Annotated in this window: 23 protein-coding genes; 12 read left to right on the top strand and 11 right to left on the bottom strand. The window is 68.3% G+C overall.

Going from position 1 to position 21,845, the window contains the following annotated elements; genetic code table 11:
• Positions 1–89: 89 nt before the first annotated feature.
• Genes ACAM42_RS20900 through ACAM42_RS20890 form a run of 3 tightly spaced genes read right to left on the bottom strand, consistent with a single transcriptional unit; the run spans position 90 to position 1,863 of the window.
• Positions 90–578: a CreA family protein gene (locus ACAM42_RS20900; RefSeq protein WP_062480278.1), complete on the bottom strand. Its 489-nt coding sequence runs from the start codon at positions 576–578 to the stop codon at positions 90–92.
• An 11-nt stretch (positions 579–589) separates the two neighbouring features.
• Positions 590–1,141, bottom strand: coding sequence for an NUDIX hydrolase (locus ACAM42_RS20895; protein ID WP_062480276.1), 552 nt, complete (start codon positions 1,139–1,141; stop codon positions 590–592).
• Between the two features lie 20 nt (positions 1,142–1,161).
• Positions 1,162–1,863, bottom strand: coding sequence for a fumarylacetoacetate hydrolase family protein (locus ACAM42_RS20890; RefSeq protein WP_070061132.1), 702 nt, complete (start codon positions 1,861–1,863; stop codon positions 1,162–1,164).
• A gap of 166 nt (positions 1,864–2,029) precedes the next feature.
• Between ACAM42_RS20890 and ACAM42_RS20885 the strand changes: the two genes are divergently transcribed.
• The 3 genes from ACAM42_RS20885 to pgeF are packed head-to-tail and all read left to right on the top strand — an operon-like array spanning position 2,030 to position 4,370.
• Complete coding sequence (locus ACAM42_RS20885; RefSeq protein ID WP_369629240.1) at positions 2,030–2,938, top strand: tetratricopeptide repeat protein; 909 nt, start codon at positions 2,030–2,032, stop codon at positions 2,936–2,938.
• Between the two features lie 23 nt (positions 2,939–2,961).
• Positions 2,962–3,600: a maleylacetoacetate isomerase gene (gene maiA / locus ACAM42_RS20880; protein ID WP_095745808.1), complete on the top strand. Its 639-nt coding sequence runs from the start codon at positions 2,962–2,964 to the stop codon at positions 3,598–3,600.
• A 14-nt stretch (positions 3,601–3,614) separates the two neighbouring features.
• Positions 3,615–4,370 carry a peptidoglycan editing factor PgeF gene (pgeF, locus tag ACAM42_RS20875; RefSeq protein ID WP_369629239.1) on the top strand — a complete coding sequence of 252 codons (756 nt, stop codon included), beginning with the start codon at positions 3,615–3,617 and terminating at the stop codon, positions 4,368–4,370.
• On the opposite strand, the gene ACAM42_RS20870 is transcribed toward pgeF, so the two are convergent.
• Entirely contained in the window at positions 4,302–4,610 is a 309-nt protein-coding gene (locus ACAM42_RS20870) for a hypothetical protein (RefSeq protein WP_095745806.1), read from the bottom strand. The two genes, pgeF and ACAM42_RS20870, sit on opposite strands and share 69 nt — an antisense overlap.
• 126 nt (positions 4,611–4,736) lie before the next feature.
• Between ACAM42_RS20870 and phaC the strand changes: the two genes are divergently transcribed.
• A complete protein-coding gene (gene phaC, locus ACAM42_RS20865; RefSeq protein WP_369629238.1) occupies positions 4,737–6,509 on the top strand; it encodes a class I poly(R)-hydroxyalkanoic acid synthase in 1,773 nt (590 codons plus the stop codon).
• 61 nt (positions 6,510–6,570) lie between these two features.
• Positions 6,571–7,749: an acetyl-CoA C-acetyltransferase gene (locus ACAM42_RS20860; RefSeq protein ID WP_095745805.1), complete on the top strand. Its 1,179-nt coding sequence runs from the start codon at positions 6,571–6,573 to the stop codon at positions 7,747–7,749.
• A gap of 107 nt (positions 7,750–7,856) precedes the next feature.
• Here the strand turns inward: ACAM42_RS20860 and ACAM42_RS20855 are convergent, their stop codons facing one another.
• Both ACAM42_RS20855 and ACAM42_RS20850 read right to left on the bottom strand, forming a co-directional pair.
• On the bottom strand, positions 7,857–8,042 hold the full coding sequence (locus ACAM42_RS20855) for a hypothetical protein (RefSeq protein WP_369629237.1): 186 nt from the start codon (positions 8,040–8,042) through the stop codon (positions 7,857–7,859).
• Positions 8,043–8,574: 532 nt separating this feature from the next.
• On the bottom strand, positions 8,575–9,486 hold the full coding sequence (locus ACAM42_RS20850; RefSeq protein ID WP_095745803.1) for a LysR substrate-binding domain-containing protein: 912 nt from the start codon (positions 9,484–9,486) through the stop codon (positions 8,575–8,577).
• Between the two features lie 92 nt (positions 9,487–9,578).
• Between ACAM42_RS20850 and ACAM42_RS20845 the strand changes: the two genes are divergently transcribed.
• Genes ACAM42_RS20845 through ACAM42_RS20825 form a run of 5 tightly spaced genes read left to right on the top strand, consistent with a single transcriptional unit; the run spans position 9,579 to position 14,643 of the window.
• Positions 9,579–10,589 (top strand): tripartite tricarboxylate transporter substrate binding protein, encoded by a 1,011-nt coding sequence (locus ACAM42_RS20845; protein WP_369629236.1) that lies wholly within the window; start codon positions 9,579–9,581, stop codon positions 10,587–10,589.
• 35 nt (positions 10,590–10,624) lie between these two features.
• Positions 10,625–11,515, top strand: coding sequence for a MaoC family dehydratase N-terminal domain-containing protein (locus ACAM42_RS20840; protein ID WP_369629235.1), 891 nt, complete (start codon positions 10,625–10,627; stop codon positions 11,513–11,515).
• 24 nt (positions 11,516–11,539) lie between these two features.
• Positions 11,540–12,721: a CaiB/BaiF CoA transferase family protein gene (locus ACAM42_RS20835; protein ID WP_369629234.1), complete on the top strand. Its 1,182-nt coding sequence runs from the start codon at positions 11,540–11,542 to the stop codon at positions 12,719–12,721.
• On the top strand, positions 12,718–13,608 hold the full coding sequence (locus tag ACAM42_RS20830; RefSeq protein WP_369629233.1) for a CoA ester lyase: 891 nt from the start codon (positions 12,718–12,720) through the stop codon (positions 13,606–13,608). Before ACAM42_RS20835 ends, ACAM42_RS20830 begins: the two co-directional genes overlap by 4 nt.
• A gap of 30 nt (positions 13,609–13,638) precedes the next feature.
• Positions 13,639–14,643 carry a tripartite tricarboxylate transporter substrate binding protein BugD gene (locus ACAM42_RS20825; protein WP_369629232.1) on the top strand — a complete coding sequence of 335 codons (1,005 nt, stop codon included), beginning with the start codon at positions 13,639–13,641 and terminating at the stop codon, positions 14,641–14,643.
• A gap of 27 nt (positions 14,644–14,670) precedes the next feature.
• On the opposite strand, the gene ACAM42_RS20820 is transcribed toward ACAM42_RS20825, so the two are convergent.
• The 3 genes from ACAM42_RS20820 to ACAM42_RS20810 form a co-directional block, all read right to left on the bottom strand.
• Complete coding sequence (locus ACAM42_RS20820; protein WP_369629231.1) at positions 14,671–15,117, bottom strand: GNAT family N-acetyltransferase; 447 nt, start codon at positions 15,115–15,117, stop codon at positions 14,671–14,673.
• Positions 15,114–15,626: a CinA family protein gene (locus tag ACAM42_RS20815; RefSeq protein WP_369629230.1), complete on the bottom strand. Its 513-nt coding sequence runs from the start codon at positions 15,624–15,626 to the stop codon at positions 15,114–15,116. Before ACAM42_RS20815 ends, ACAM42_RS20820 begins: the two co-directional genes overlap by 4 nt.
• Positions 15,627–15,706: 80 nt before the next feature.
• Positions 15,707–16,354 (bottom strand): DJ-1/PfpI family protein, encoded by a 648-nt coding sequence (locus ACAM42_RS20810; protein WP_369629229.1) that lies wholly within the window; start codon positions 16,352–16,354, stop codon positions 15,707–15,709.
• Between the two features lie 204 nt (positions 16,355–16,558).
• Between ACAM42_RS20810 and phbB the strand changes: the two genes are divergently transcribed.
• Together phbB and ACAM42_RS20800 are read left to right on the top strand one after the other, a co-directional pair.
• Entirely contained in the window at positions 16,559–17,296 is a 738-nt protein-coding gene (gene phbB, locus ACAM42_RS20805) for an acetoacetyl-CoA reductase (protein ID WP_062480872.1), read from the top strand.
• Positions 17,297–17,452: 156 nt separating this feature from the next.
• Positions 17,453–18,796 carry a dicarboxylate/amino acid:cation symporter gene (locus ACAM42_RS20800; RefSeq protein WP_369629228.1) on the top strand — a complete coding sequence of 448 codons (1,344 nt, stop codon included), beginning with the start codon at positions 17,453–17,455 and terminating at the stop codon, positions 18,794–18,796.
• A 67-nt stretch (positions 18,797–18,863) separates the two neighbouring features.
• Here ACAM42_RS20800 and ACAM42_RS20795 read toward each other — a convergent pair whose 3' ends face one another.
• Positions 18,864–19,463 carry a tetratricopeptide repeat protein gene (locus ACAM42_RS20795; RefSeq protein WP_369629227.1) on the bottom strand — a complete coding sequence of 200 codons (600 nt, stop codon included), beginning with the start codon at positions 19,461–19,463 and terminating at the stop codon, positions 18,864–18,866.
• A gap of 119 nt (positions 19,464–19,582) precedes the next feature.
• Positions 19,583–21,841, bottom strand: a complete 2,259-nt coding sequence (katG, locus tag ACAM42_RS20790; protein WP_369629226.1) for a catalase/peroxidase HPI — start codon at positions 21,839–21,841, stop codon at positions 19,583–19,585.
• Positions 21,842–21,845: the final 4 nt, after the last annotated feature.

Raw genomic sequence — 21,845 nt, 5'->3', positions numbered from 1 at the left:
CGGAGGGTTCCGTCGAAGGCCGACATCTCGGTGTCGGCCGCTCGGACGATGCTAGCAAACTCGCATCGCCGAGCCCTTCAGCAGCCCCTTCACTTGAGCGGAATCGGCGTGCCGCGATCGACCGGCACGGCCGTCACGCTGTTCTTGGGCGAGCCGTCGATGAGCAGGTCGGAGTAGGTCAGGTAGACCAGCGTGTTGCGCTTGGGGTCGACCATGCGCACCACGCGCAGGCGCTTGAAGAGCACCGACAGGCGTTCGCTGTAGACCTCTTCGCGCTTGGGCAGCGGCTGCGTGATGCTCACCGGGCCGACCTGGCGGCAGGCGATGGAGGCCTCGGCCTTGTCCTCGGCCACGCCGAAGGCGCCGGCAATGCCGCCGGTCCGCGCGCGCGAGACATAGCAGGTGACGCCGCTGACCTTGGGGTCGTCGTAGGCCTCGACCACGATCTTGTGGTCCGGGCCGATGAGCTTGAAGGCGGTGTCGACCTCGCCGACCGTGTCGGCCTTGGCCGCCGAAGCCGCGAGGGCGAAGCCGAGGCTGGCGCCACAGAGGAGGGTGGCGCGCAGGGTCTTGAGCATGGGGAAATTTTTCAAACGATGCTGAGTTCGTGGACGCGGTCGAAGCTGCCGCGCTTGCGGTCTTCGAAGTAATGTTCGAGCGCCTGGCGCACGGTGCGAAAGGCGATCTCGTCCCAGGGAATCTCGTCCTCGGTGAACAGGCGCGCTTCGATGGTTTCGTGGCCCGGGTCGAAGCGGTCGTCGAGCAGGCGGGCGCGGTAGAACATGTGGACCTGGCCCACGCGCACCACGCTGATCACGGCGAACAGGCCCTCGATCTCGAAGTTCGCGCCGGCCTCCTCGTCGGTCTCGCGGGCCGCGCCCTCGGCGGTGGTTTCCTCGAGCTCCATGAAGCCCGCGGGCAGCGTCCACTTGCCCCAGCGCGGCTCGATGTTGCGCTTGCACAGCAGCACCTTGTCGCCCAGCACGGGGATGGTGCCCACCACGTTCAGCGGGTTCTCGTAATGGATCGTGTGGCAGGCCGGGCACACCGCGCGCTGCTTGGTGTCGCCGTCGTCCGGCACGCGGTAGACCACCGCCGTGCCGCAGTTCTTGCAATGCTTGATGGGTACGCGAAGGAGCATGAAGCGGGACCGCGCGGGCGTCAGACGATCTTGACGGTCAGCGCGGGCAGGCCTGCGACCTGGCCCACCAGCGTGTCGCCGGCCACCACGGCCGCGACGCCTTCGGGCGTGCCCGTGAAGATCAGGTCGCCGGGCTGCAGCTCCCAGGCCGCCGACAGGTGCTCGATGGTCTCGGCCACGTTCCAGATCAGCTTGCTCACGGTGCTGCGCTGGCGGTCTTCGCCGTTCACCTGCAGCGAGATCTCGGCCTGCTCGGCGTTGCCAGCCTGCGCCACGGGCACGATCGGGCCGATGGGCGCGCTCTGCTCGAAGCTCTTGCCGATGTCCCAGGGGCGGCCCTGCTTCTTCATGTCGTTCTGCAGGTCGCGGCGCGTCATGTCCAGGCCCACGGCGTAGCCGTAGATGTGCTTGTGCGCGTCGGCGGCTTTGATGTTCTTGCCGCCGGTGCCGATGGCCACCACGAGCTCGATCTCGTGGTGCAGGTTCTTCGTGAGCGTGGGGTAGGCCATGGTGCCGGTCTGGCCCGCATCGACCGTCACCAGCGCATCGGCCGGCTTCATGAAGAAGAAGGGCGGCTCGCGGCCGGTGAAACCCATTTCCTTGGCGTGATCTTCGTAGTTGCGGCCCACGCAGTAGATGCGGTGCACCGGGAAGCGTGCGGGCTGACCGGCCACCGGCACCGAAACGGTGGCCGGCGGGGCGAAAACAAACTCGGAAGCCATGGGAAGGTGTCCTTTTTCAGCGAAGCGGGAGGGGAGACCGGCAGTGTGCCAGAGGCGGCACGGGCTTGCCGGCACGCCGGACTCGGGATTTTGCGGCGGCCCACAATAGGCGCTTCTGCGCGTTTCCCCGACCCCTTTCCCGACCTCTTCTCTCCCTCGCTCCACCATGCCCATCCGACTCGGCAAAGCCGGCAAGGCCACCACCTTCAACGAACTCGGCCGCGAACGCGACGAGGCCGGCGACCAGGACGGCGCCCTGGCCGCCTATGCGCAGGCCAGCGCCATCCATCCGTACTGGTCGGCGCCCTGGTACAACGCCGGGCTCATCCACAAGTACCGCGGCGACTGGGCCGCGTCGTTGCAGGCCAATGCCCGCGCCGTGCAGTGCGAGCCGGGCAACGAAGGCGCGCTGTGGAACCTGGGCATCGCGGCCACCGCGCTGGGCGACTGGCCCACGGCGCGGCGCGCGTGGCGCCAGTACGGCATCGGCATCCCGGACGGTGAAGGACCGGTCGACTATTTCGTCGGCCTCACGCCCATCCGCGTGCACGGCGACGAGGCCAGCGAGGTGGTCTGGGCCGACCGCATCGACCCGGCGCGCGCCATCCTGCGCAACGTGCCGACGCCCGCCAGCGGCCACCGCTACGGCGACCTGGTGCTGCACGACGGCGCCGCCAACGGCTACCGCCGCCGCGGCGAACGCGAGGTGCCGGTGTTCGACGCGCTCGCGCTGATCGCGCCGTCGGACCACGCGACCTACGAAGTCTTCGTCGAAGACGTGCAGGCCGAGGCGATCGATGCGCTGGTGCGCCGCTTCGAGGAAGCGGGCCTCAGCGCCGAGAACTGGACCTCGAGCATGCAGGTGCTGTGCAAGGCCTGCTCCGAAGGCCGCCCCGACGACCAGCACAACCACGCGCCCGGCGAGCCACCCGCGGCCGAAGGGCCGTGGCACCTGGGCATCGCCGCACGCGAAGAAGCCGCGGCGCGCGGCCTGCTCGATGCGTGGCAGCAAGAACACCCCGAAGCCCGGCTGCGCGACTTTCGCTGCGCATTGCCGGCCACACCACGCTCCTGAGAGGGCGCTATCCTCGAGAAATCATGAAGCTGCATAACTATTTCCGCTCCTCCGCCTCGTTCCGTGTCCGCATCGCCCTGAACCTCAAGGGCCTGGACTACGACTACGTGCCCGTGCACATCGCGCGCGGCGAACACCGCACCGGCCCGTACTCGGCGATCTCGGCCGACATGCTCGTGCCGCTGCTCGAGGACGAGGGCGAGCGCTTCTCGCAGTCGATGGCCATCATCGAGTACCTGGACGAAACGCACCCCGAGCCGGCGCTGCTGCCGACCGATCCCGTGGGCCGCGCCCACGTGCGTGCGCTGGCGCAGTCGATCGCCTGCGAGATCCATCCGCTGAACAACCTGCGCGTGCTCAAGTACCTCGTGAAGGAACTGAAGGTCGATGACGAAGCCAAGAACACCTGGTACCGCCACTGGGTGCGCGACGGCCTGCTGTCGTTCGAGCGCCAGCTCGCGCAGCACCCGGGCGGCACCTACTGCTGGGGCGACACGCCCACCATTGCCGACTGCTGCCTCGTGCCGCAGATCTTCAACGGCCGCCGCTTCGACTGCGACTTCAGCGGCCTGCCGCGCACCATGGCCGCCTTCGACGCTTGCATGAAGCTCGACGCCTTCCAGCGCGCGCAGCCCTCGCAGTCGCCCGACGCGGAACCCTGAGCCGGCACGTCGCGATGAATCCGCAATGGCTGGTGCCCGAGTGGCCCGCGCCGCCGAACGTGCGCGCGCTGTGCACCACGCGCGACGGCGGCGTGTCGACCGGGCGCTATGAGAGCCTGAACCTCGGCGACCACGTGGCCGACGACGCCGCGCACGTCGCCGAGAACCGCCGCCGGCTGCAGCAGGCGATCGGCACGCGGCCGGTGTTCCTGCAGCAGGTGCATGGCACGGGGCTCGTGTCGCTCGACGAGGCCGTGCCCGACGGCACCGTCGCCGATGCCTGCACGGCCGCGACCTCCGCACGCGCCTGCACGGTCATGGTGGCCGACTGCCTGCCCGTGCTCTTCACCGACGAACGCGGCCACCGCGTGGCCGCCGCGCATGCGGGCTGGCGCGGGCTGGCCGGCGGCGTGCTCGAGCAGACCGTGCGCGCCTTTGCGCAGGTCGACGGTGGTGCGCCGCGCCTCATGGCCTGGCTCGGCCCTTGCATCGGCCCGAAGGCCTTCGAGGTGGGGGCGGAAGTCAAGGCCGCCTTCGAGGCGCAGTCGCCCGAGGCGGCGTCGTGCTTCACGCCCGCGGCGGCCGAAGGCAAGTGGCTGGCCGACCTGCCTGCGCTCGCGCGTCAGCGGCTGCGTGCGGTGGGTGTCGCGTCGCTTCACGGCAACGACAGCGGCGATGCGTGGTGCACCGTCGCGCAGCCGTCACGGTTCTTTTCGCACCGGCGCGACGGCGTCAGCGGGCGCTTCGCCGCGCTGGTCTGGAAGGTCTGAAGCCGCAGCCTCCGCGGCAGCGCGGCGCGCGGCCTCCTGGGCCTGCGCCTCGCGTTCCTTGATCGCCCGCCGGCGCGCCGGCGTGGCCATCAGGTAGATCACCAGCGCCACCGGCGCGAGGCCGTAAAGAAGAAATGTGAAGATGGCGCCCAGCACCGTGCCCGTGGTGTTGGTGGCTTCGGCCACCGCCATCATCACGGCCACGTAGAGCCAGCCGATCACGATCAAATGGATGAACACAGGCGCAGACGTTTTGTTTCAAGGGATTAGTGAAAGCGCGGCGTTGTGAGTGCCTTGCGAATGCAGCATACTCAAAACACGCAAGCCATCCGTTCGTATCGACCCAGGCCACGGCCAGGAGACATGATGAAGCAACAAGACACGGGGGCCGATGCGTTCGCGCCCTTTCAAAAAGCCCTCACGCAGGGCTGGACCCAGGCCATGGAGGCTTTCCAGAAAGCTGCAGGTCCAGGAGGTTCCGCCGCTTTCGACGTCGGCGGCACGCCGCTATGGCAATTGCCACAAATGGCGCAATTCCCGGGCGCAGCCGCCATGCCCGAGCTGCCGAAGTTCTCCATCGATCCCGAGCAGCTCCAGTCCATCCAGCAGCAGTACCTGAGCGACGCCACCGACCTCTGGCGCCGCGGCTTCGGTGCCCGGCCCGAGGGCGACAAGCGCTTTGCCGCCGAGGCCTGGGGCAGCAACCCGCTGGCGGCCTTCTCGGCTGCGGTGTACCTGCTCAACGGCCGCACCATGATGCGCATGGCCGAGGCCATTGACGCCGACGACAAGACCAAGGCGCGCCTGCGCTTCGCGGTCGAGCAGTGGATGGCCGCGGCCTCGCCCAGCAACTCGCTCGCCTTCAACGCCGAGGCGCAGAAGAAAGCCATCGACACGCAGGGCGAGAGCATCGCCAAGGGCATCCGGAACCTGCTGCACGACATGAAGCAGGGCCACGTCAGCATGACCGACGAGAGCGCCTTCGAAGTGGGGCGCAACGTGGCCACCACCGAAGGCGCCGTGGTGTTCGAGAACGACTATTTCCAGCTGCTCGAATACAAGCCGCTCACCGCCAAGGTGTACGAGCGGCCGTTCCTGCTGGTGCCGCCGTGCATCAACAAGTTCTACATCCTCGACCTGCAGCCCGACAACTCGCTCATCCGCTATGCGAACGAGCAGGGCCACCGCGTGTTCGTGGTGAGCTGGCGCAACCCCGACGAGTCGCTGGCCCAGGCCACCTGGGACGACTACATCGAGAACGCGGCCATCAAGGCCATCCACACCGTGCAGGAGATCAGCGGCAGCAAGCAGATCAACACGCTGGGCTTCTGCGTGGGCGGCACCATCCTGAGCACCGCGCTGGCCGTGCTCGCGGCGCGCGGCGAGAAGCCGGCCGCGTCGGTCACGCTGCTGACCACGTTTCTCGATTTCAGCGACACCGGCATCCTGGACATCTTCGTGGACGAGCCGATGGTGCAGTACCGCGAGATGCAGCTGGGCAAGGGCGGCCTGCTGCCCGGCGGCGACCTGGCCTCGACCTTCAGCTTCCTGCGCCCGAACGACCTGGTGTGGAACTACGTGGTCGGCAACTACCTCAAGGGCGAGACGCCGCCGGCCTTCGACCTGCTGTACTGGAACAGCGACGCGACCAACCTGCCGGGCCCGTTCTACGCCTGGTACCTGCGCAACACGTACCACGAGAACAAGCTGGCCAAGCCCGGCGCGCTCACGGTGTGCGGCGAGAAGGTCGACCTCGGCAAGATCGACATTCCGGCCTACATCTACGGCTCGCGTGAAGACCACATCGTGCCCATCGGCGGCGCCTACACCTCCACGCAGTTGCTCACGGGCAAGAAGCGCTTCGTGATGGGCGCTTCGGGCCACATCGCCGGCGTGATCAACCCGCCCGCCAAGAAAAAGCGCAGCCACTGGCTGCGCGAGGACGGCAAGTTTCCCAAGACCCAGCCCGAATGGCTGGCCGGCGCGCAGGAGCAGCCGGGCAGCTGGTGGACCGACTGGGCACAATGGCTCAAGGGCCACGCGGGCAAGCAGATCCCCGCGCCCAAGGGCTACGGCAACGGCAAGGCCTACAAGGCCATCGAACCGGCGCCGGGACGCTACGTGAAGGCCAAGGCCTGAACGGGCGCCAGCTTCCGCAAGATCGCAACCGATTTCAAATCACCTCAACGGAGAGAACCTCATGGAAGACATCGTCATCGTTTCGGCTGCGCGTACGGCGGTCGGCAAATTCGGCGGCTCGCTCGCCGGCATTCCCGCCACCGAGCTGGGCGCCCTCGTGATCAAGGAAGTGATCGCGCGCGCCAACCTCACGGCCGACCAGGTGGGCGAGGCCATCATGGGCCAGGTGCTCGCGGCCGGTGCCGGCCAGAACCCCGCGCGCCAGGCCTGGCTCAAGGGCGGCGGCACCAAGGAAACGCCGGCGCTCACCATCAACGCCGTGTGCGGCTCGGGCCTGAAGGCCGTGATGCTGGCGGCGCAGGCCGTGGCCACGGGTGACAGCGAAATCGTGATCGCCGGCGGCCAGGAAAACATGAGCATGGCGCCGCACGTGCTGCCCAACTCGCGCAACGGCCAGCGCATGGGCGACTGGAAGCTGGTCGACACCATGATCGTCGACGGCCTGTGGGACGTGTACAACCAGTACCACATGGGCATCACGGCCGAGAACGTGGCCAAGAAGTACAACATCGACCGCGCCTCGCAGGACGAACTGGCCCTGGCCAGCCAGACCAAGGCTGCCGCCGCGCAGGACGCCGGCAAGTTCAAGGACGAAATCGTCGGCGTGAGCATTCCGCAGAAGAAGGGCGACCCGCTCGTCTTCAACCAGGACGAGTTCATCAACCGCAAGACCAACGCCGAAGTGCTGGCCGGCCTGCGTCCCGCCTTCGACAAGGCCGGCGGCGTGACCGCGGGCAATGCCTCGGGCCTGAACGACGGCGCAGCCGCCGTGATGGTCATGACGGCCAAGAAGGCCGCGGCCCTGGGCCTGAAGCCGCTGGGCCGCATCGCCAGCTACGCCACCGCCGGCCTGGACCCGACCATCATGGGCATGGGCCCCGTGCCCGCATCGCAGAAGGCGCTGCAGCGCGCCGGCTGGAAGGCCGCCGACCTCGACCTGCTCGAGATCAACGAAGCCTTTGCCGCGCAAGCCTGCGCCGTGAACCGCGAAATGGGCTGGGACGTGAACAAGGTGAACGTGAACGGCGGCGCCATCGCCATCGGCCACCCCATCGGCGCGTCGGGCTGCCGCATCCTGGTGACGCTGCTGCACGAAATGCAACGCCAGAACGCCAAGAAGGGCATCGCTTCGCTGTGCATCGGCGGCGGCATGGGCGTGGCGCTGACGATCGAGCGCTGAGCCTGATCACCGGGTGAACCGGTACGGGGAGGGGAGGCAGGGGCTCGCAAGGGCTGCTGCCTCCCCTCTCTTTTTTGTGCCCGCTGTGCGCGGGGCCCGCCTGCGGATTACTTCGACCGGTCCGAATTCACGAGGTCCCAGGCCAAGCCCGCGAGCCAGCCGATGCCCACCAGCCACGCGCCGGCGTGCACCGTGTCGATGTCGGCCGGGGCCAGCCAATGAACCAGCAGGGCGATCAACAGCCCGGCGACGGCGCCGATGCAGGACCAGGGGGAGCTGAGGGCTTCGAGCATGTCAGGGCGACTGTAGCGGCCCTCTTTCTCGCCTCGCATCGACCCGATTCGGCGTTCTGAGAACCTTTGGATACATTTGGGCGACGGTCACCCGACTGGCTGACGCTCTTGTTCACCGCTCAAAAATTGAGCAAAGTGTGAAATCCCCTTGTAAAACAACAATTTGCATTCGTTTTACAAAGCTCCACCCGAGTTACCCCCAAAGTTGCCCACAGAAAGTGGGGATTGCAGCGGACTTCTTCACAACCCGCCGCAAGTCGTTGGTTTCAAAGGGCGGCCTAGCACAGGCAACCCCCTGTTTTTTCGCTTGACTTTCCTGTTTTCGAGCGATTTTCAGGCCCCTCGGCGTCCTGACTTGTGCACTGCAAAAATTTTAAGCAGACTAACTATTCCCCTTATAAAACAACAACTTGCAATCGCTTTACAACGCTGCCCCTGACTTACCCCCAAAGTTGTGCACAGAAAATGGGGAAGACATCGGGTTTCTCACAAGCCGCCTGCAAGTGCCTGTTTTTGGCCGGAAATCGGGCCGTCAGCCGGTTTCGGCCTGCGCGTCGGCGTAGTGCTTGCACAAGGTCTCGACCAGCGCCTGGGCGTACACGGGCAGGGCGGCGCGGTCGCGCACGAGCAGGTAGCGCTCGCGCACGCACCACGGGTCGCTGAGTTCGACCAGCGCGAGCCCCATGCTCTCCTGGTTGCGCCGCGCGGCCGACTCCGGCACCACGCCGATGCCCACGCCGCTGCCGATCATCCGGCACATGGCGTCGAAGCTGCCGAGCTGGATGCGCAGCTTCTGGCGCTTGCCCAGGTGGTCGGTGATCTGCCCGAGGAACGCCTGCAGCGTGCTGCCTTGCTGCATGCCGATGGCGTCTTCGTCGAGCGTCTCGGCAAACGAGATGCGGCGGCGCCGCGCAAAGCGGTGCTGGCGCGCCGTGACGAGCACCAGCCGGTCGGTGCTGAAGTGGATGGTGTCCAGGCCCAGCGTGTCCATCTGGCCCGCGACGATGCCGATGTCGGCGCGCCCGTCGCGCACGCCGCGCGGGATCTGAGCATTCGGTTTTTCCTGAAGGTCGACGTTGATGCGCGGGTTGGCGGCCAGGAAGCCGGGCAGGATCTCGGGCAGGAAATCGGTCACCGCCGTGGTGTTGGCGAACACGCGCAGGTGGCCGCGCAGGCCGCCGCCGTACTCGAGCAGGTCGGCGCGCAGCTGGTCGGCCTGGTGCAGCACCAAGCGGGCGTGGTGCAGGAAGGCCTCGCCCGGCGGCAGCAGGCGCACGCCGCGGGCCTCGCGCTGCAGCAGCTGCAGGCCGGCCTGGGTTTCGAGCGCCTTGATGCGCGCGCTGGCCGCGGCCAGCGACAGGTGCTGGCGCTCGGCCGCCCGCGTGAGGTTGCCGAGCTCGGCCGTGGCCACGAACAGGCGCAGGTCGGTGAGGTCGAAGAGCATGGGGCGATGGTAGTCAAGCCTTCGGAATTTCAGAAGCCTGGGTTCCGAAATCGCAGATTGCGCCGACGGGGCGGGCAGAAGACCATGCGGCGATGGAGACACACGACACCACCCCCGCGTTGCGGCTTCGCGCCAAGGCGCTGATCGCCTTCGGCCTCGCCGCCGCCACCTTGCTGGCCGCCAACCCGGCCACCGCCCAGACCTACCCCTCGCGCCCCATCACGCTCGTCGTGCCGCAGGCCGCGGGCGGCACCAACGACATCGTCGGCCGCCTCGTCGGCCAGAAGCTCGGCGAGGTGCTGAACAACGCCAGCGTGGTGGTCGACAACCGCCCCGGCGCGGGCGGCAACATCGGCACGCAGCTGGTCGCCAAGGGCTCGAAGGACGGCTACACGCTGCTCATGACGATCAGCAGCAGCCAGGCCATCAACCCCGCGCTGTACAAGAACCCGGGCTTCGACCCCGAGAAAGACTTCAAGCCCGTGGGCCTGATCGGCGCCGTGCCCAACGTGCTGCTGGTGAACCCGTCGTTCCCCGCGAAGAACTTCGCCGAATTTTTGAAACTGGCGCGCGAGAAGGGCGCCAACTACCAGTACGCCTCGGCGGGCAACGGCACGCTCAACCACCTGCTGGGTGAAATGCTCAACAGCATGGGCGGCATCTCTTTGCAGCACGTGCCGTACAAGGGCGTGGCGCCTGCCATCAACGACGTGCTGGGCGGGCAGTTGCCGATCGTGTTCGCGAGCCTGCCTTCGGCGCTGGCGCACATCAAGGCCGGCAAGCTGCGCGCGCTGGCCGTGAGCGGCGAGAAACGCTCGCCCGTGCTGCCCGACGTGCCCGCCATCGCCGAGCAGGTGCCGGGCTACAACGGCACGCTGTGGATCGGCCTGTTCGCGCCCGCGGGCGTGCCCGCCGACGTACTCGCCACCTTGCAGGACGCCACGCGCAAGGCGCTCGCGGCCAAGGACCTGCGCGACAAGCTCGACCAGCAGGGCGTCGAGATCGCCGCGGCCACCTCGCCCGAACAGTTCTCGGCGCTGCTGCGCACCGACCTCGCCAAGTGGGCGCGCATCGTCAAGGCCTCGGGCGCCGCGGTCGACTGACCTCGCCACTCATCTTTCTTCCCGACACACACGACATGACTTCTCCCCTGATCGACGCCGAAGCCCTCGCGCACCTGCAGGCCTGGCAGGGCCGCAGCGAAACGCTGCGCGACGACCTCACCGCCGCGCCCGTGCGCGGGCTGTCCGCCACGCTCGACCGCGACGACCCGCTGCCCGAGGCGGGCACGCGCCTGCCTGCGCTGTGGCACTGGCTGTACTTCCTGCCGCACCACCGCCAGTCGGAGATCGGCGAAGACGGCCATGCCAAGCGCGGCGGCTTCCTGCCGCCCGTGCCGCTGCCGCGCCGCATGTGGGCCGGCGGCCGGCTGACGTGGGAGCCGGGCAATCCGCTGCAGGTGGGCGATGCGGTCGAGCGCACCTCGACCATCGCCTCGGTCACGCACAAGGCCGGCCGCACGGGCGAGCTGGTGTTCGTGCTGGTGCGCCACGAGGTGCGCAACGCGCGCGGCCTCGCGCTGACCGAAGAGCACGACATCGTCTACCGCGCCGCCGCCGCACCCGCTGAGCCTGCGCCGCCGCCCACGCCCGCACCGAAAGACGCCGCCTTCAGCCGCGACCTCGTGCCCGACGACGTGCTGCTGTTCCGCTACTCGGCGCTGACCTTCAACGGCCACCGCATCCACTACGACCGCCGCTACGTGACGCAGGTCGAGGGCTACCCGGGCCTCATCGTGCACGGCCCGCTGATCGCGACGCTGCTGGTCGACCTGCTGCGCCGCAACGCGCCGGCCGATGCGCAGCTCGCGCGCTTCGAGTTCCGCGCCGTGCGCCCGACCTTCGACATCGCGCCGTTCCGCGTGCACGGCAAGCCCGCCGAAGGCAGCACCGACGGCAAGACCTTCAGCCTGTGGGGCGAAGACGCCGACGGCTGGCTCACGATGCAGGCCACGGCCGTGCTCGCCTGACGCAAGGAAAGAAAGAAGAAGCCCATGACCAGACCCCTGGACGGCATCACCGTCATCTCGCTCGAACACGCCATCGCGGCGCCGTTCTGCACCCGCCAGCTTGCCGACCTCGGCGCGCGCGTCATCAAGGTCGAGCGCCCCGGCGGCGGCGACTTTGCGCGCGCCTACGACGAGCGCGTGAACGGCGAGGCCTCGCACTTCGTGTGGGTCAACCGCTCGAAGGAAAGCCTCACGCTCGACCTGAAGCAGCCCGCCGCGCTCGCCGTGCTGCAGGAGCTGGTGGCCGGCGCCGACGTGCTGGTGCAGAACCTCGCGCCCGGCGCCGCCGCGCGCATGGGCCTGGGCGCGCAGGTGCTGCAGGAGAAGCACCCCGCGCTCATCGTCTGCGACATCTCGGGCTACGGCGAAGACGGCCCGTACCGCGACAAGAAGGCCTACGACCTGCTGATCCAGAGCGAGGCCGGCTTTCTTTCGGTGACGGGCACGCCCGACGACCCGTGCAAGTCGGGTAACTCCATCGCCGACATCGCGGCGGGCATGTACGCCTACACCGGCATCCTGGCGGCGCTGATGCAGCGCGGCAAGACGGGCAAGGGCTCGCACATCGACGTGTCGATGCTCGAATCGCTTGCCGAGTGGATGGGCTACCCGATGTACTACGCCTACGACGGTGCGCCGCCGCCGCCGCGCAGCGCCGCCTCGCACGCCACCATCTATCCCTACGGCCCGTTCCCCGCCGGCGACGGCGGCACCGTGATGCTGGGCCTGCAGAACGAGCGCGAGTGGCGCGCCTTCTGCGACAAGGTGCTGCTGCGCCCCGAACTTGCGAGCGACCCGCGCTTCGACAGCAACGCGCGGCGCAACGAGCACCGCGAGGCGCTGCGTACGCTCATCGTCGACACCTTCGGTGCGCTCAGCGCGGCGCAGGTGCTCGAGCGGCTCGACACCGCGCAGATCGCCAATGCGCGCATGAACGACATGGCCGGGCTGTGGGCGCATCCGCAACTGCAGGCACGCGAGCGCTGGCGCCAGGTGGGCTCGCCGGCCGGCGACATCCCGGCGCTGCTGCCCGCCGGTCGCCAGAGCGCCTTCGACTACCGCATGGACCCGGTGCCCGCGGTCGGCCAGCACACCGATGCCATCCTGCGCAGCCTGGGCCGCGGCGACGACGCGATCGCGACGCTGCGCGCGGCCGGCGCGGTATGAGCGGACCCGCCAATCAAGCGCTCGCTTTGGCGCGCGCCTTTCTCTTCGTGCCGGCCGACCGGCCCGAGCGCCATGCACGCGCACTGGTGACGGGCGCGGGCGGCGTGATCATCGACCTCGAAGACGCCGTGGCCCCCGCGCGCAAGGCCGAGTCGCGCGACGCGCTTGGCGCCTCGCTGGCGGCGCTGCCCGCCGAAGGGCGAGAGCGACTTCTGGTGCGCGTGAACGCCAGCGGCACGCCATGGCATGACGACGACTGCGCGCGCGCGGCCGGCTGGATCGCCGAGGGCCTCATCGCCGGCATCGTGCTGCCCAAGGCCGAGCACGCCGACGAACTGCATCGGCTGGCCGCCACGGCCGGACCGAAGGCCGTGCTGGTGCCGCTCATCGAATCGGCCGCGGGGCTCGCGGCGCTCGATGCCATCGCGGGCGCGCCGCAGGTGCTGCGGCTGGCCTTCGGCCATCTCGATTTCCAGGCCGACCTCGGCATGGCCTGCGACGCCGACGAGGCCGAGCTGGTGCCCGTGCGCCTCGCGCTGGTGCTGGCATCGCGCCGCGCCGGGCTGGCCACGCCCATCGACGGTGTGTCGCCCGACTGGCGCGATGCGCAGCGGCTCGCCGCCGACACGGCGCGCGCCCGGCGCGGCGGCTTCGGCGCCAAGCTGTGCATCCATCCCGAACAGGTCGCGCCCGTGCAGGCCGCGCTCGGGCCCACGGCCGACGAGGTGGCCTGGGCGCACCGCGTGACCGAGGCCGTGCGCGCGGCCGGCGGCGGCGTCGTGAGCCTCGACGGCCGCATGGTCGACGGGCCCGTGGTGCGGCTGGCCGAGCGCTGGCTGGCGCTGGCCGCATCTCACGGCCCGGGCGATTCATCCGTGACGCACTGATCCACAGACAAACCACAAGGAGACAAAGAAGTGAACGCAACGAAGACCTGGAAACTGAAAGCCCTCATCGCCGCATCGGCGGGCGCCTGCCTGCTCGCCGCCGCATCGCCTGCCGCCGCGCAGGCTGCGTGGCCCGACAAGCCCATCGTGATGGTCGTGCCGTACTCGGCCGGCGGTCCCACCGACGTGGTGGCGCGCATGCTCGCCGTGCCCATGGGCAAGTCGCTGGGGCAGACCGTGGTGGTCGAGAACACCGTGGGCGCGGGCGGCACCATCGCGCCGACCCGCGTGGCCAAGGCCGCGCCCAACGGCTACACCATCCTCATCCACCACATGGGCATGGCCACCGCGCCCGCGCTGTACAAGAAGCTCAACTACGACCCGCTGAAAGACTTCGAGTACGTCGGCCAGGTTATGGACGTGCCGATGACCCTGCTGTCGCGCAAGGACTTCCCGGCCAACAACTTCAAGGAGCTGCTGGCCTACGTGAAGACGAACAAGGACAAGGTCTCGCTTGCCAACGCCGGCATCGGCGCCGTCTCGCAGCTGTGCGGCATGCTCTTCGCGCACCAGATCGGCGTGCAGCTGACGACCGTGCCCTACAAGGGCGCAGGCCCGGCACTCAACGACCTCATGGGCGGGCAGGTCGACCTGCTGTGCGACCAGACCACGCAGACCGCGCCCGTCATCAAGGACGGCCAGCGCGTGAAGGTGTTCGGCGTGACCACGCCCAAGCGCCTGTCGAGCATGCCCGACATCCCCACGCTCGACGAGCAGGGCCTCAAGGGCTTCGACGTGAAGGTGTGGCACGGCGTGTACGCGCCCAAGGGCACGCCGCCGGCCGTGATCGAGAAGCTCAACGTGGCCCTGCGCGCCGCGCTGCAGGACGACAACGTGAAGAAGCGCTTCGCCGAGCTGAGCACCGAGGCCGTGCCGATGGAGAAGGTCACGCCCGAGGCGCTGCGCAGCCACCTGGCGGCGGAGATCGAGAAGTGGGGGAAGGTGATCCGGGCTGCGGGGGTGCAGGCGGATTGAGAGCGGCGCGGCCCCTCGGGCTCTCGCTCAGTGGGGGCGCTCCATGAAATACCGTTCCGGTGTTGAAACGGTCACCTGAAAGCCGAGCCGCTCATAGAAAAGGCGTGCGGGGTTCGACGCCAGCACCCGAAGCCGGACCGGCACCTGCTCTCGCGAGGCCAGGCTGACGATGTGCGTCACGACCGCGCTTCCGATGCCCCGGTTCTGCCACGAGGGGACGATGTACATCTCTTCGATCTGGATGTGCGTGTCGTGCTGCTCGAATGCGACAGCGCCCACGCGCATGCCGTCGAGGTCCAGTGCGAAGAAGGCGCCGGCGCGCGCCTGTTCGGCAAGATGGGCCCGGACGCCCGCCGCGTTCCAGCTGCCCCATACCTGTTCAACGTAGCCGCGCATCGTGGCCTCGCAGAGGTCGAAGAGGAAGTCCGCATCTCCGGCGCCCACGCGCCGAAAGGCCGGCACGGCCTTGCTCATGCCAGCAAGGTCTCCTCGAACAACTTCAGCAACAGCCGAGCGAACACATCCATGTTCCATGGCCGGTCGGTTGCGCCGGTCTCGATCGTACGGCTGACCACGAGGCCGTCCGCGCCGGTCACGGCGATGCAGACATGCCCCGGCGCATCGCCGTACGGGCTGCCCGACGGTCCCGCCGCGCCGCTCTCGCAGATGCCCCACTTCGAACGATGGGCGTCGCGGATGCGGCCCGAGATGAAGCGCGCATAGGGCTCGGTCTCGCCGCGCATGTCGCCCATGTCCTCGGGCGTGAGGCCGAGCAGGGCCTTGCCGGCGCGGCGCGAGTAGATGACCGCGCCGCCCAGGAAGTAGGCCGAGGCGCCCGGCAGCGCGAGCAGGGCGGCCGAGACCAGGCCGCCGGCCGACGATTCGGCCACTGCCACCGTCTGGCGCCGCTCGCGCAGCGTCGCCCCCACGCGGGCGGCGAGCACGGAAAGCGGTTCGAGGTCGGTGAGGTCGGGCGTGGGCATGGAGGTCGAAAGAAGTAAGAAAGAAGAAATGACCGACCGTTCGATCGATCAAGGGAACGCGTGAACGAACGAACGAACGGTCAGGCGAGGCCCGCGCGCGAGCCCGGCCGCCGCACATACGACGGCGCGCGCTCGTGGCTCGAGGTGTGGCCGTACACCGTGTCGGCCGGGTAGTACTCGGCCTGCAGCTGCACCTTGGCCGCGGCTTCCTCGCCCGCCACATGGGCGATGAAGGCGAGCATCAGGTCGGTGCCGGCCGAGACGCCGGCCGAGGTCCAGACGTGGCCGTCCTGCACGAAGCGCTGCTCGACCACCTTCACGTCGCCGAGCGCGCGCAGGCGGTCGAGCGATCCCCAGTGCGTGGTCGCGGTGCGGCCCGAGAGCAGGCCGGCCGCATGCAGCACGAAGGCGCCGGTGCACACCGACAGCAGCGCCTTGCAGCCGGGAGCCTGCGCGGCCAGGAACTGCGCCATGGCGGGGTTGTCGACCTCGCGCCGCGTACCCATGCCGCCGGGCACGAGCACGAAATCGAGCGGCGGGCAGTCGGCAAACGAGACATGCGGGTTGATCGACAGCCCCTTGGCGCAGACGACCGGGCCATGCGTTTGCGCCACCACGAGGCAGTTGGCGGGGCCGCCAGCCAGCTTGCTCCACATGGTGAGCATTTCCCAGGGACCGACGAAATCGAGCTCCTCGACCTCGGGGAAGACGACGATTGCGAAATTCATGCGTGCGAACTCCTGGTGGGGTGGCCGGCAGGGGCCCTGTCACGGGCGCGAAGCCGCAAGCATATAGAGTGCCGCCGAGGTGATGTCCGTGACAGCTGGTTGCAAGCTTGGCTCAGTGTTCTCCCTCAGAGTTGTGTGGCCTGAAAATGGCTAGAGTGAAGGCGGCCGTTCAGGCTTTTTGCTAGCTTCAATCAAGGAAATCTCATGAGCAAGAAAGTTGCATATGTCACCGGAGGCATGGGTGGCATCGGAACAGCCATCTGCCAGCGTCTGTACAAGGACGGGTTCACCGTGGTCGCAGGTTGCGGCCCCACGCGGGACTACGCCAAGTGGCTGGCCGAACAGAAAGCCGAAGGCTTCGAGTTCCACGCGTCGGTCGGCAATGTCGGCGACTGGCAATCCACCGTCGAGGCCTTCTCCGCCGCCAAGGCGGCCCACGGGGCGATTGACGTGCTCGTCAACAACGCCGGCATCACGCGGGACCGCATGTTCCTCAAGATGACGCCCGAGGACTGGAGCGCGGTGATCGAAACCAACCTCAACAGCATGTTCAACGTCACCAAGCAGGTGGTGGGCGACATGGTCGAAAAGGGCTGGGGCCGCATCATCAACATCAGCTCGGTCAACGGCGCCAAGGGCCAGGCCGGCCAGACCAACTACTCGGCGGCCAAGGCCGGCATGCACGGCTTCACGATGGCGCTGGCGCAGGAGCTGGCCAACAAGGGCGTCACCGTGAACACGGTGAGCCCGGGCTACATCGGCACCGACATGGTCAAGGCCATCCGCCAGGAAGTGCTCGACAAGATCGTGGCCACGATCCCGGTCAAGCGCCTGGGCGAGCCGAGCGAAATCGCTTCCATCATCGCGTGGCTCGCCACCGACGAAGGCGGCTACAGCACCGGGGCCGACTTCTCGGTCAACGGCGGCCTCCACATGCACTGAGCATGCGCGCCACGCCCTGAAAACAAAAACCCGCTTCGGCGGGTTTTTTCATTTGGGCCGGAACCACTCCCACAGGACACACGACTTCAACCATCGAAAGCAACCCGGCACGAACCCTTTCTTCTGCGTTTTCCCTCATCTTTTCAGGAGGCAGTCATGGCACATACAACAAGCACAGTACCCAGGAAGCTCCCCCTTTACCGTTCCCTGTACGCGCAGGTGATCACCGCGGTGATCGTCGGCGTGCTCCTGGGGTACTTCTACCCCTCGCTCGGCGAGTCGATGAAGCCCTTGGGCGACGGCTTCATCAAGCTCATCAAGATGATCATCGCGCCGATCATCTTCTGCACGGTGGTGGTCGGCATCGCCGGCATGGAAGACATGAAGAAGGTCGGCAAGACCGGCGGGCTGGCGCTCTTGTACTTCGAGATCGTGAGCAGCATCGCGCTGGTGGTCGGCCTCGTGCTGGTGAACCTGCTCAAGCCCGGTGCGGGCATGAACATCGACGCCTCCACGCTCGACACCAAGGCCATCGCGGCCTACACCGGCCCCGGCAAGATGACCGGCACGGTCGACTTCCTGCTCAACGTGATTCCCTCCACCGTGGTCGACGCCTTCGCCAAGGGCGAGATCCTGCAGGTGCTCTTGATCGCGGTGCTGTTCGGCTTTGCGCTGCACCGCTTCGGCGGGCGCGGCACGCTGGTGTTCGACGTGATCGAGAAGGGCTCGCACGTGCTGTTCGTGATCGTCAACTACATCATGAAGCTCGCGCCCATCGGCGCCTTCGGCGCCATGGCCTTCACCATCGGCAAGTACGGGCTGGGCAGCCTGCTGTCGCTGGGCAAGCTCATGGGCACCTTCTACCTGACCTGCCTGCTGTTCATCTTCGTGGTGCTGGGGCTCATTGCGCGCTTTCACGGCTTCAGCATCTGGAAGTTCATCAAGTACATCAAGGAAGAGCTGCTGATCGTGCTGGGCACCTCGTCCAGCGAATCGGTGCTGCCGCGCATGATGGAGAAGATGGAGAACCTGGGCGCCCACAAGACCTGCGTGGGGCTGGTGATTCCCACGGGCTACTCGTTCAACCTGGACGGCACCTCGATCTACCTGACGATGGCGGCGGTGTTCATCGCGCAGGCCACCAACACGCCGATGACGCTCACGCAGGAGATCACGCTGCTGGCCGTGCTGCTGCTCACCTCGAAGGGGGCGGCTGGCGTCACGGGCAGCGGCTTCATCGTGCTGGCGGCCACGCTGTCGGCGGTGGGGCATGTGCCGGTGGCGGGGCTGGCGCTCATCCTGGGCATCGACCGCTTCATGTCGGAAGCCCGCGCGCTCACCAACCTGATCGGCAACGGCGTGGCCACCATCGTGGTCGCCAAGTGGACCAACGAACTGGACACCGAGCGGCTGCAGGCCGGGCTCAACAACGAGAGCTGGGTCGAGTCGCAGGAGCCCGAGGAGCTGGTGAACGCGCGCGAATCGAAGATGGCGCAGTAGCCGGCGCAGGGCGCCGGCCCGCGCGTTTGGGTGCGGTGCGGCGCGTTTCGGTGCGCTTCAGTGCGCGTCAGTGCACCAGGGCCACCGCGAGCAGCGGCTGCGCCCTGGCGTCGAGCTCGCGTTCGTACAGCGGGACGGCCTTGGCGTAGGCGCCTTGGGCGCGATGGGCCGCGGCCAGGTTTTGCCGGCTGTACAGCACCGCGTGTGCGTCGGGGCGCCGCTGCTTCTCGTGGATCGCCAGGGCGCGTTCGTACAGCGCAATGGCCTGGTCGAAGGCCTCGCGGCGGTAGTGCAGGCCGGCCAGCGCGCTCAGCGTGAACGCCACCCGCGGGCTGTCCGGCCCGGCGGTCTTTTCCTGGATGGCGAGCGCGGCCGTGTACGACTGCGCGGCCCGGGTCAGCTGCCCCTGTCGCTGGTGGACATGGGCCAGCAGCACGAGGCTGAGGGCTGCGTCGGCGGACTCGGGCCCGCCCGTGCGTTGCGCCGTCTGCAGCACCTGCTGCGCCAGCTCGAGCGTGCCGACGTCGTAGCGGTTGGCGTTGATGCGTTGCACGAGTTCCTGGCGCTGCGCGCGCCATTCGGGGTTGCCGTCCTGCGCGTACAGCGCGCCGAACTGCGAGGCCGCCAGGACGACGCCGGCGGCAAGCCATGCCTTCGCGAATTTCATGGGGCCGAATCTAGTGCCCCGGCCTGAAAACCGAATACCTCGTTCATGGGAGTCCGCGCCCGCGGGGGGCGGACCCCCCCAGAGGCGCGGACGGTGCAAGCGCCCGAAGGCGCCCCGCCTCAGGCGAGATCGAAGCGGTCCAGGTTCATCACCTTGGTCCAGGCGGCCACGAAGTCGTCGATGAACTTCTGCTGGCTGTCGGAAGCGCCGTAGACCTCGGCGATGGCGCGCAGCTGCGCGTTGGAGCCGAACACCAGGTCGACGCGCGTGCCGGTCCACTTGAGGGTGCCGGTCTTGCGGTCGCGGCCTTCGTACTCTTCCTTGGCGTCCGACACGGCCTTCCACTCCGTGCCCATGTCGAGCAGGTTGACGAAGTAGTCGTTGCTCAGCGTGCCGGGCGTCTTCGTGAAGACGCCGTGGCGCGTCTGGCCGACGTTGGTGTCGAGCACGCGCAGGCCGCCGACCAGCACGGTCATCTCGGGCGCCGTGAGCGTGAGCAACTGCGCCTTGTCGATCAGCAGCGCTTCGCCGGGCACGCTGTAGCGGCCCTTCAGGTAGTTGCGGAAGCCGTCGGCCGCGGGCTCCAGCGGCTCGAACGAGGGCACGTCGGTCTGTTCCTGCGAGGCGTCGGCACGGCCCGGCGAGAAGGGCACCTTCACTTCACGCCCGCCATTGCGCGCGGCCTGTTCCACGCCCGCGCCGCCGGCCAGCACGATCAGGTCGGCCAGCGAGATCTTCTTGCCGCCGGTCTGCGCCGCGTTGAACTCGCTCTGGATGCCTTCGAGCACCTTCAGTACCTGGGCCAGCTGCGCGGGCTGGTTGACGGCCCAGTCCTTCTGCGGTGCCAGCCGCACGCGGGCACCGTTGGCGCCGCCGCGCATGTCGGAGCCACGGAAGGTGGAGGCCGAGGCCCATGCCGTCGACACCAGCTGCGCGGGCGTGAGGCCCGAGGCCAGCACCTTCTTCGTCAGCGCCGCGACGTCGTTGGCGTCGACCAGCGGATGGTCGACGGCCGGGATCGGGTCTTGCCAGATCAGCTCTTCGGCCGGCACCTCGGGCCCGAGGTAGCGGGCGCGCGGGCCCATGTCGCGGTGCGTGAGCTTGAACCAGGCGCGCGCGAAGGCGTCGGCGAGCTGGTCGGGATTGGCCAGGAAGCGGCGCGAGATCTTTTCGTAGGCCGGGTCCAGGCGCAGCGACAGGTCGGTCGTGAGCATGGTCGGCGCGTGGCGCTTGGAGGCGTCGTGCGCGTCGGGGATGGTGCCGGCACCGGCGCCGCCCTTGGCCACCCACTGGTGCGCGCCGGCGGGGCTCTTGGTCAGCTCCCATTCGTAGCCGAACAGGTTCTCGAAGAAGTTGTTGCTCCACTTCGTGGGCGTGGTGGTCCACGTCACTTCGAGGCCGCTGGTGATGGCGTCGCCGCCCTTGCCGGTGCCGAAGCTGTTCTTCCAGCCGAAGCCCTGGTCTTCGAGGCCGGCGGCTTCGGGTTCCTTGCCGACGTTCGAGGCCGGCCCCGCGCCGTGGGTCTTGCCGAAGGTGTGGCCGCCGGCGATGAGCGCCACGGTTTCCTCGTCGTTCATGGCCATGCGGGCGAAGGTGTCGCGGATGTCGTGGGCCGCGGCGATCGGGTCGGGGTTGCCGTCCGGGCCCTCGGGGTTCACGTAGATCAGGCCCATCTGCACGGCGCCCAGCGGGTTCTCGAGGTTGCGGCTGTGCGGCACCTTGCTGTCGTCGTCCTTCACGAGCACGCCGCGGTCTTTCTCGACGCCGGGCGAGCCCTGTGCGTAGCGCACGTCGCCGCCCAGCCAGGTCTTCTCGCGGCCCCAGTACACGTCCTGGTCGGGCTCCCACACGTCGGGGCGGCCACCGCCGAAGCCGAAGGTCTTGAAGCCCATGGTCTCGAGCGCGACGTTGCCGGTGAGGATCAACAGGTCGGCCCAGGAGATCTTCTGGCCGTACTTCTGCTTGATCGGCCAGAGCAGGCGGCGCGCCTTGTCCAGGCTCACGTTGTCGGGCCAGCTGTTGAGCGGCGCGAAGCGCTGCTGCCCGCGGCCGGCGCCGCCGCGGCCGTCGCCGATGCGGTAGGTGCCGGCGCTGTGCCAGGCCATGCGGATGAAGAGCGGGCCGTAGTGGCCGAAGTCGGCGGGCCACCAGTCCTGCGAGTCGGTCATCAGCGCGGCGAGGTCTTTCTTCACCGCGGCGAGGTCGAGACTCTGGAAGGCCTTGGCGTAGTCGAAACCGGCGCCCAGGGGATCGGATTTGGAGGAGTGCTGGTGCAGCAGGTCCAGGCGCAGCTGCTCGGGCCACCAGTCGCGGTTCGTGGTGCCGGCGCCGGTGGCCTGGCTGAACGGGCACTTCGCTTCGGTTTTCTCGTTGCTCATGGGG

It is taken from the genome of Variovorax sp. V35 (assembly GCF_041154465.1).
Classification (GTDB): Bacteria; Pseudomonadota; Gammaproteobacteria; order Burkholderiales; family Burkholderiaceae_C; genus Variovorax; species Variovorax boronicumulans.
The sequence above is the reverse complement of the archived record's forward strand: the minus strand, read 5'-3'. Positions and strand labels throughout refer to the sequence as shown.

Excerpts from the sequence above, each read along its gene's own strand:
- ACAM42_RS20900 (WP_062480278.1), bottom strand. The coding sequence starts at position 578 with ATGCTCAAGACCCTGCGCGCCACCCTCCTCTGTGGCGCCAGCCTCGGC.
- ACAM42_RS20895 (WP_062480276.1), bottom strand. The coding sequence starts at position 1,141 with ATGCTCCTTCGCGTACCCATCAAGCATTGCAAGAACTGCGGCACGGCG.
- ACAM42_RS20890 (WP_070061132.1), bottom strand. The coding sequence starts at position 1,863 with ATGGCTTCCGAGTTTGTTTTCGCCCCGCCGGCCACCGTTTCGGTGCCG.
- ACAM42_RS20885 (WP_369629240.1), top strand. The coding sequence starts at position 2,030 with ATGCCCATCCGACTCGGCAAAGCCGGCAAGGCCACCACCTTCAACGAA.
- maiA (WP_095745808.1), top strand. The coding sequence starts at position 2,962 with ATGAAGCTGCATAACTATTTCCGCTCCTCCGCCTCGTTCCGTGTCCGC.
- pgeF (WP_369629239.1), top strand. The coding sequence starts at position 3,615 with ATGAATCCGCAATGGCTGGTGCCCGAGTGGCCCGCGCCGCCGAACGTG.
- phaC (WP_369629238.1), top strand. The coding sequence starts at position 4,737 with ATGAAGCAACAAGACACGGGGGCCGATGCGTTCGCGCCCTTTCAAAAA.
- ACAM42_RS20860 (WP_095745805.1), top strand. The coding sequence starts at position 6,571 with ATGGAAGACATCGTCATCGTTTCGGCTGCGCGTACGGCGGTCGGCAAA.
- ACAM42_RS20855 (WP_369629237.1), bottom strand. The coding sequence starts at position 8,042 with ATGCTCGAAGCCCTCAGCTCCCCCTGGTCCTGCATCGGCGCCGTCGCC.
- ACAM42_RS20850 (WP_095745803.1), bottom strand. The coding sequence starts at position 9,486 with ATGCTCTTCGACCTCACCGACCTGCGCCTGTTCGTGGCCACGGCCGAG.
- ACAM42_RS20845 (WP_369629236.1), top strand. The coding sequence starts at position 9,579 with ATGGAGACACACGACACCACCCCCGCGTTGCGGCTTCGCGCCAAGGCG.
- ACAM42_RS20840 (WP_369629235.1), top strand. The coding sequence starts at position 10,625 with ATGACTTCTCCCCTGATCGACGCCGAAGCCCTCGCGCACCTGCAGGCC.
- ACAM42_RS20835 (WP_369629234.1), top strand. The coding sequence starts at position 11,540 with ATGACCAGACCCCTGGACGGCATCACCGTCATCTCGCTCGAACACGCC.
- ACAM42_RS20830 (WP_369629233.1), top strand. The coding sequence starts at position 12,718 with ATGAGCGGACCCGCCAATCAAGCGCTCGCTTTGGCGCGCGCCTTTCTC.
- ACAM42_RS20820 (WP_369629231.1), bottom strand. The coding sequence starts at position 15,117 with ATGAGCAAGGCCGTGCCGGCCTTTCGGCGCGTGGGCGCCGGAGATGCG.
- ACAM42_RS20815 (WP_369629230.1), bottom strand. The coding sequence starts at position 15,626 with ATGCCCACGCCCGACCTCACCGACCTCGAACCGCTTTCCGTGCTCGCC.
- ACAM42_RS20810 (WP_369629229.1), bottom strand. The coding sequence starts at position 16,354 with ATGAATTTCGCAATCGTCGTCTTCCCCGAGGTCGAGGAGCTCGATTTC.
- phbB (WP_062480872.1), top strand. The coding sequence starts at position 16,559 with ATGAGCAAGAAAGTTGCATATGTCACCGGAGGCATGGGTGGCATCGGA.
- ACAM42_RS20800 (WP_369629228.1), top strand. The coding sequence starts at position 17,453 with ATGGCACATACAACAAGCACAGTACCCAGGAAGCTCCCCCTTTACCGT.
- ACAM42_RS20795 (WP_369629227.1), bottom strand. The coding sequence starts at position 19,463 with ATGAAATTCGCGAAGGCATGGCTTGCCGCCGGCGTCGTCCTGGCGGCC.
- katG (WP_369629226.1), bottom strand. The coding sequence starts at position 21,841 with ATGAGCAACGAGAAAACCGAAGCGAAGTGCCCGTTCAGCCAGGCCACC.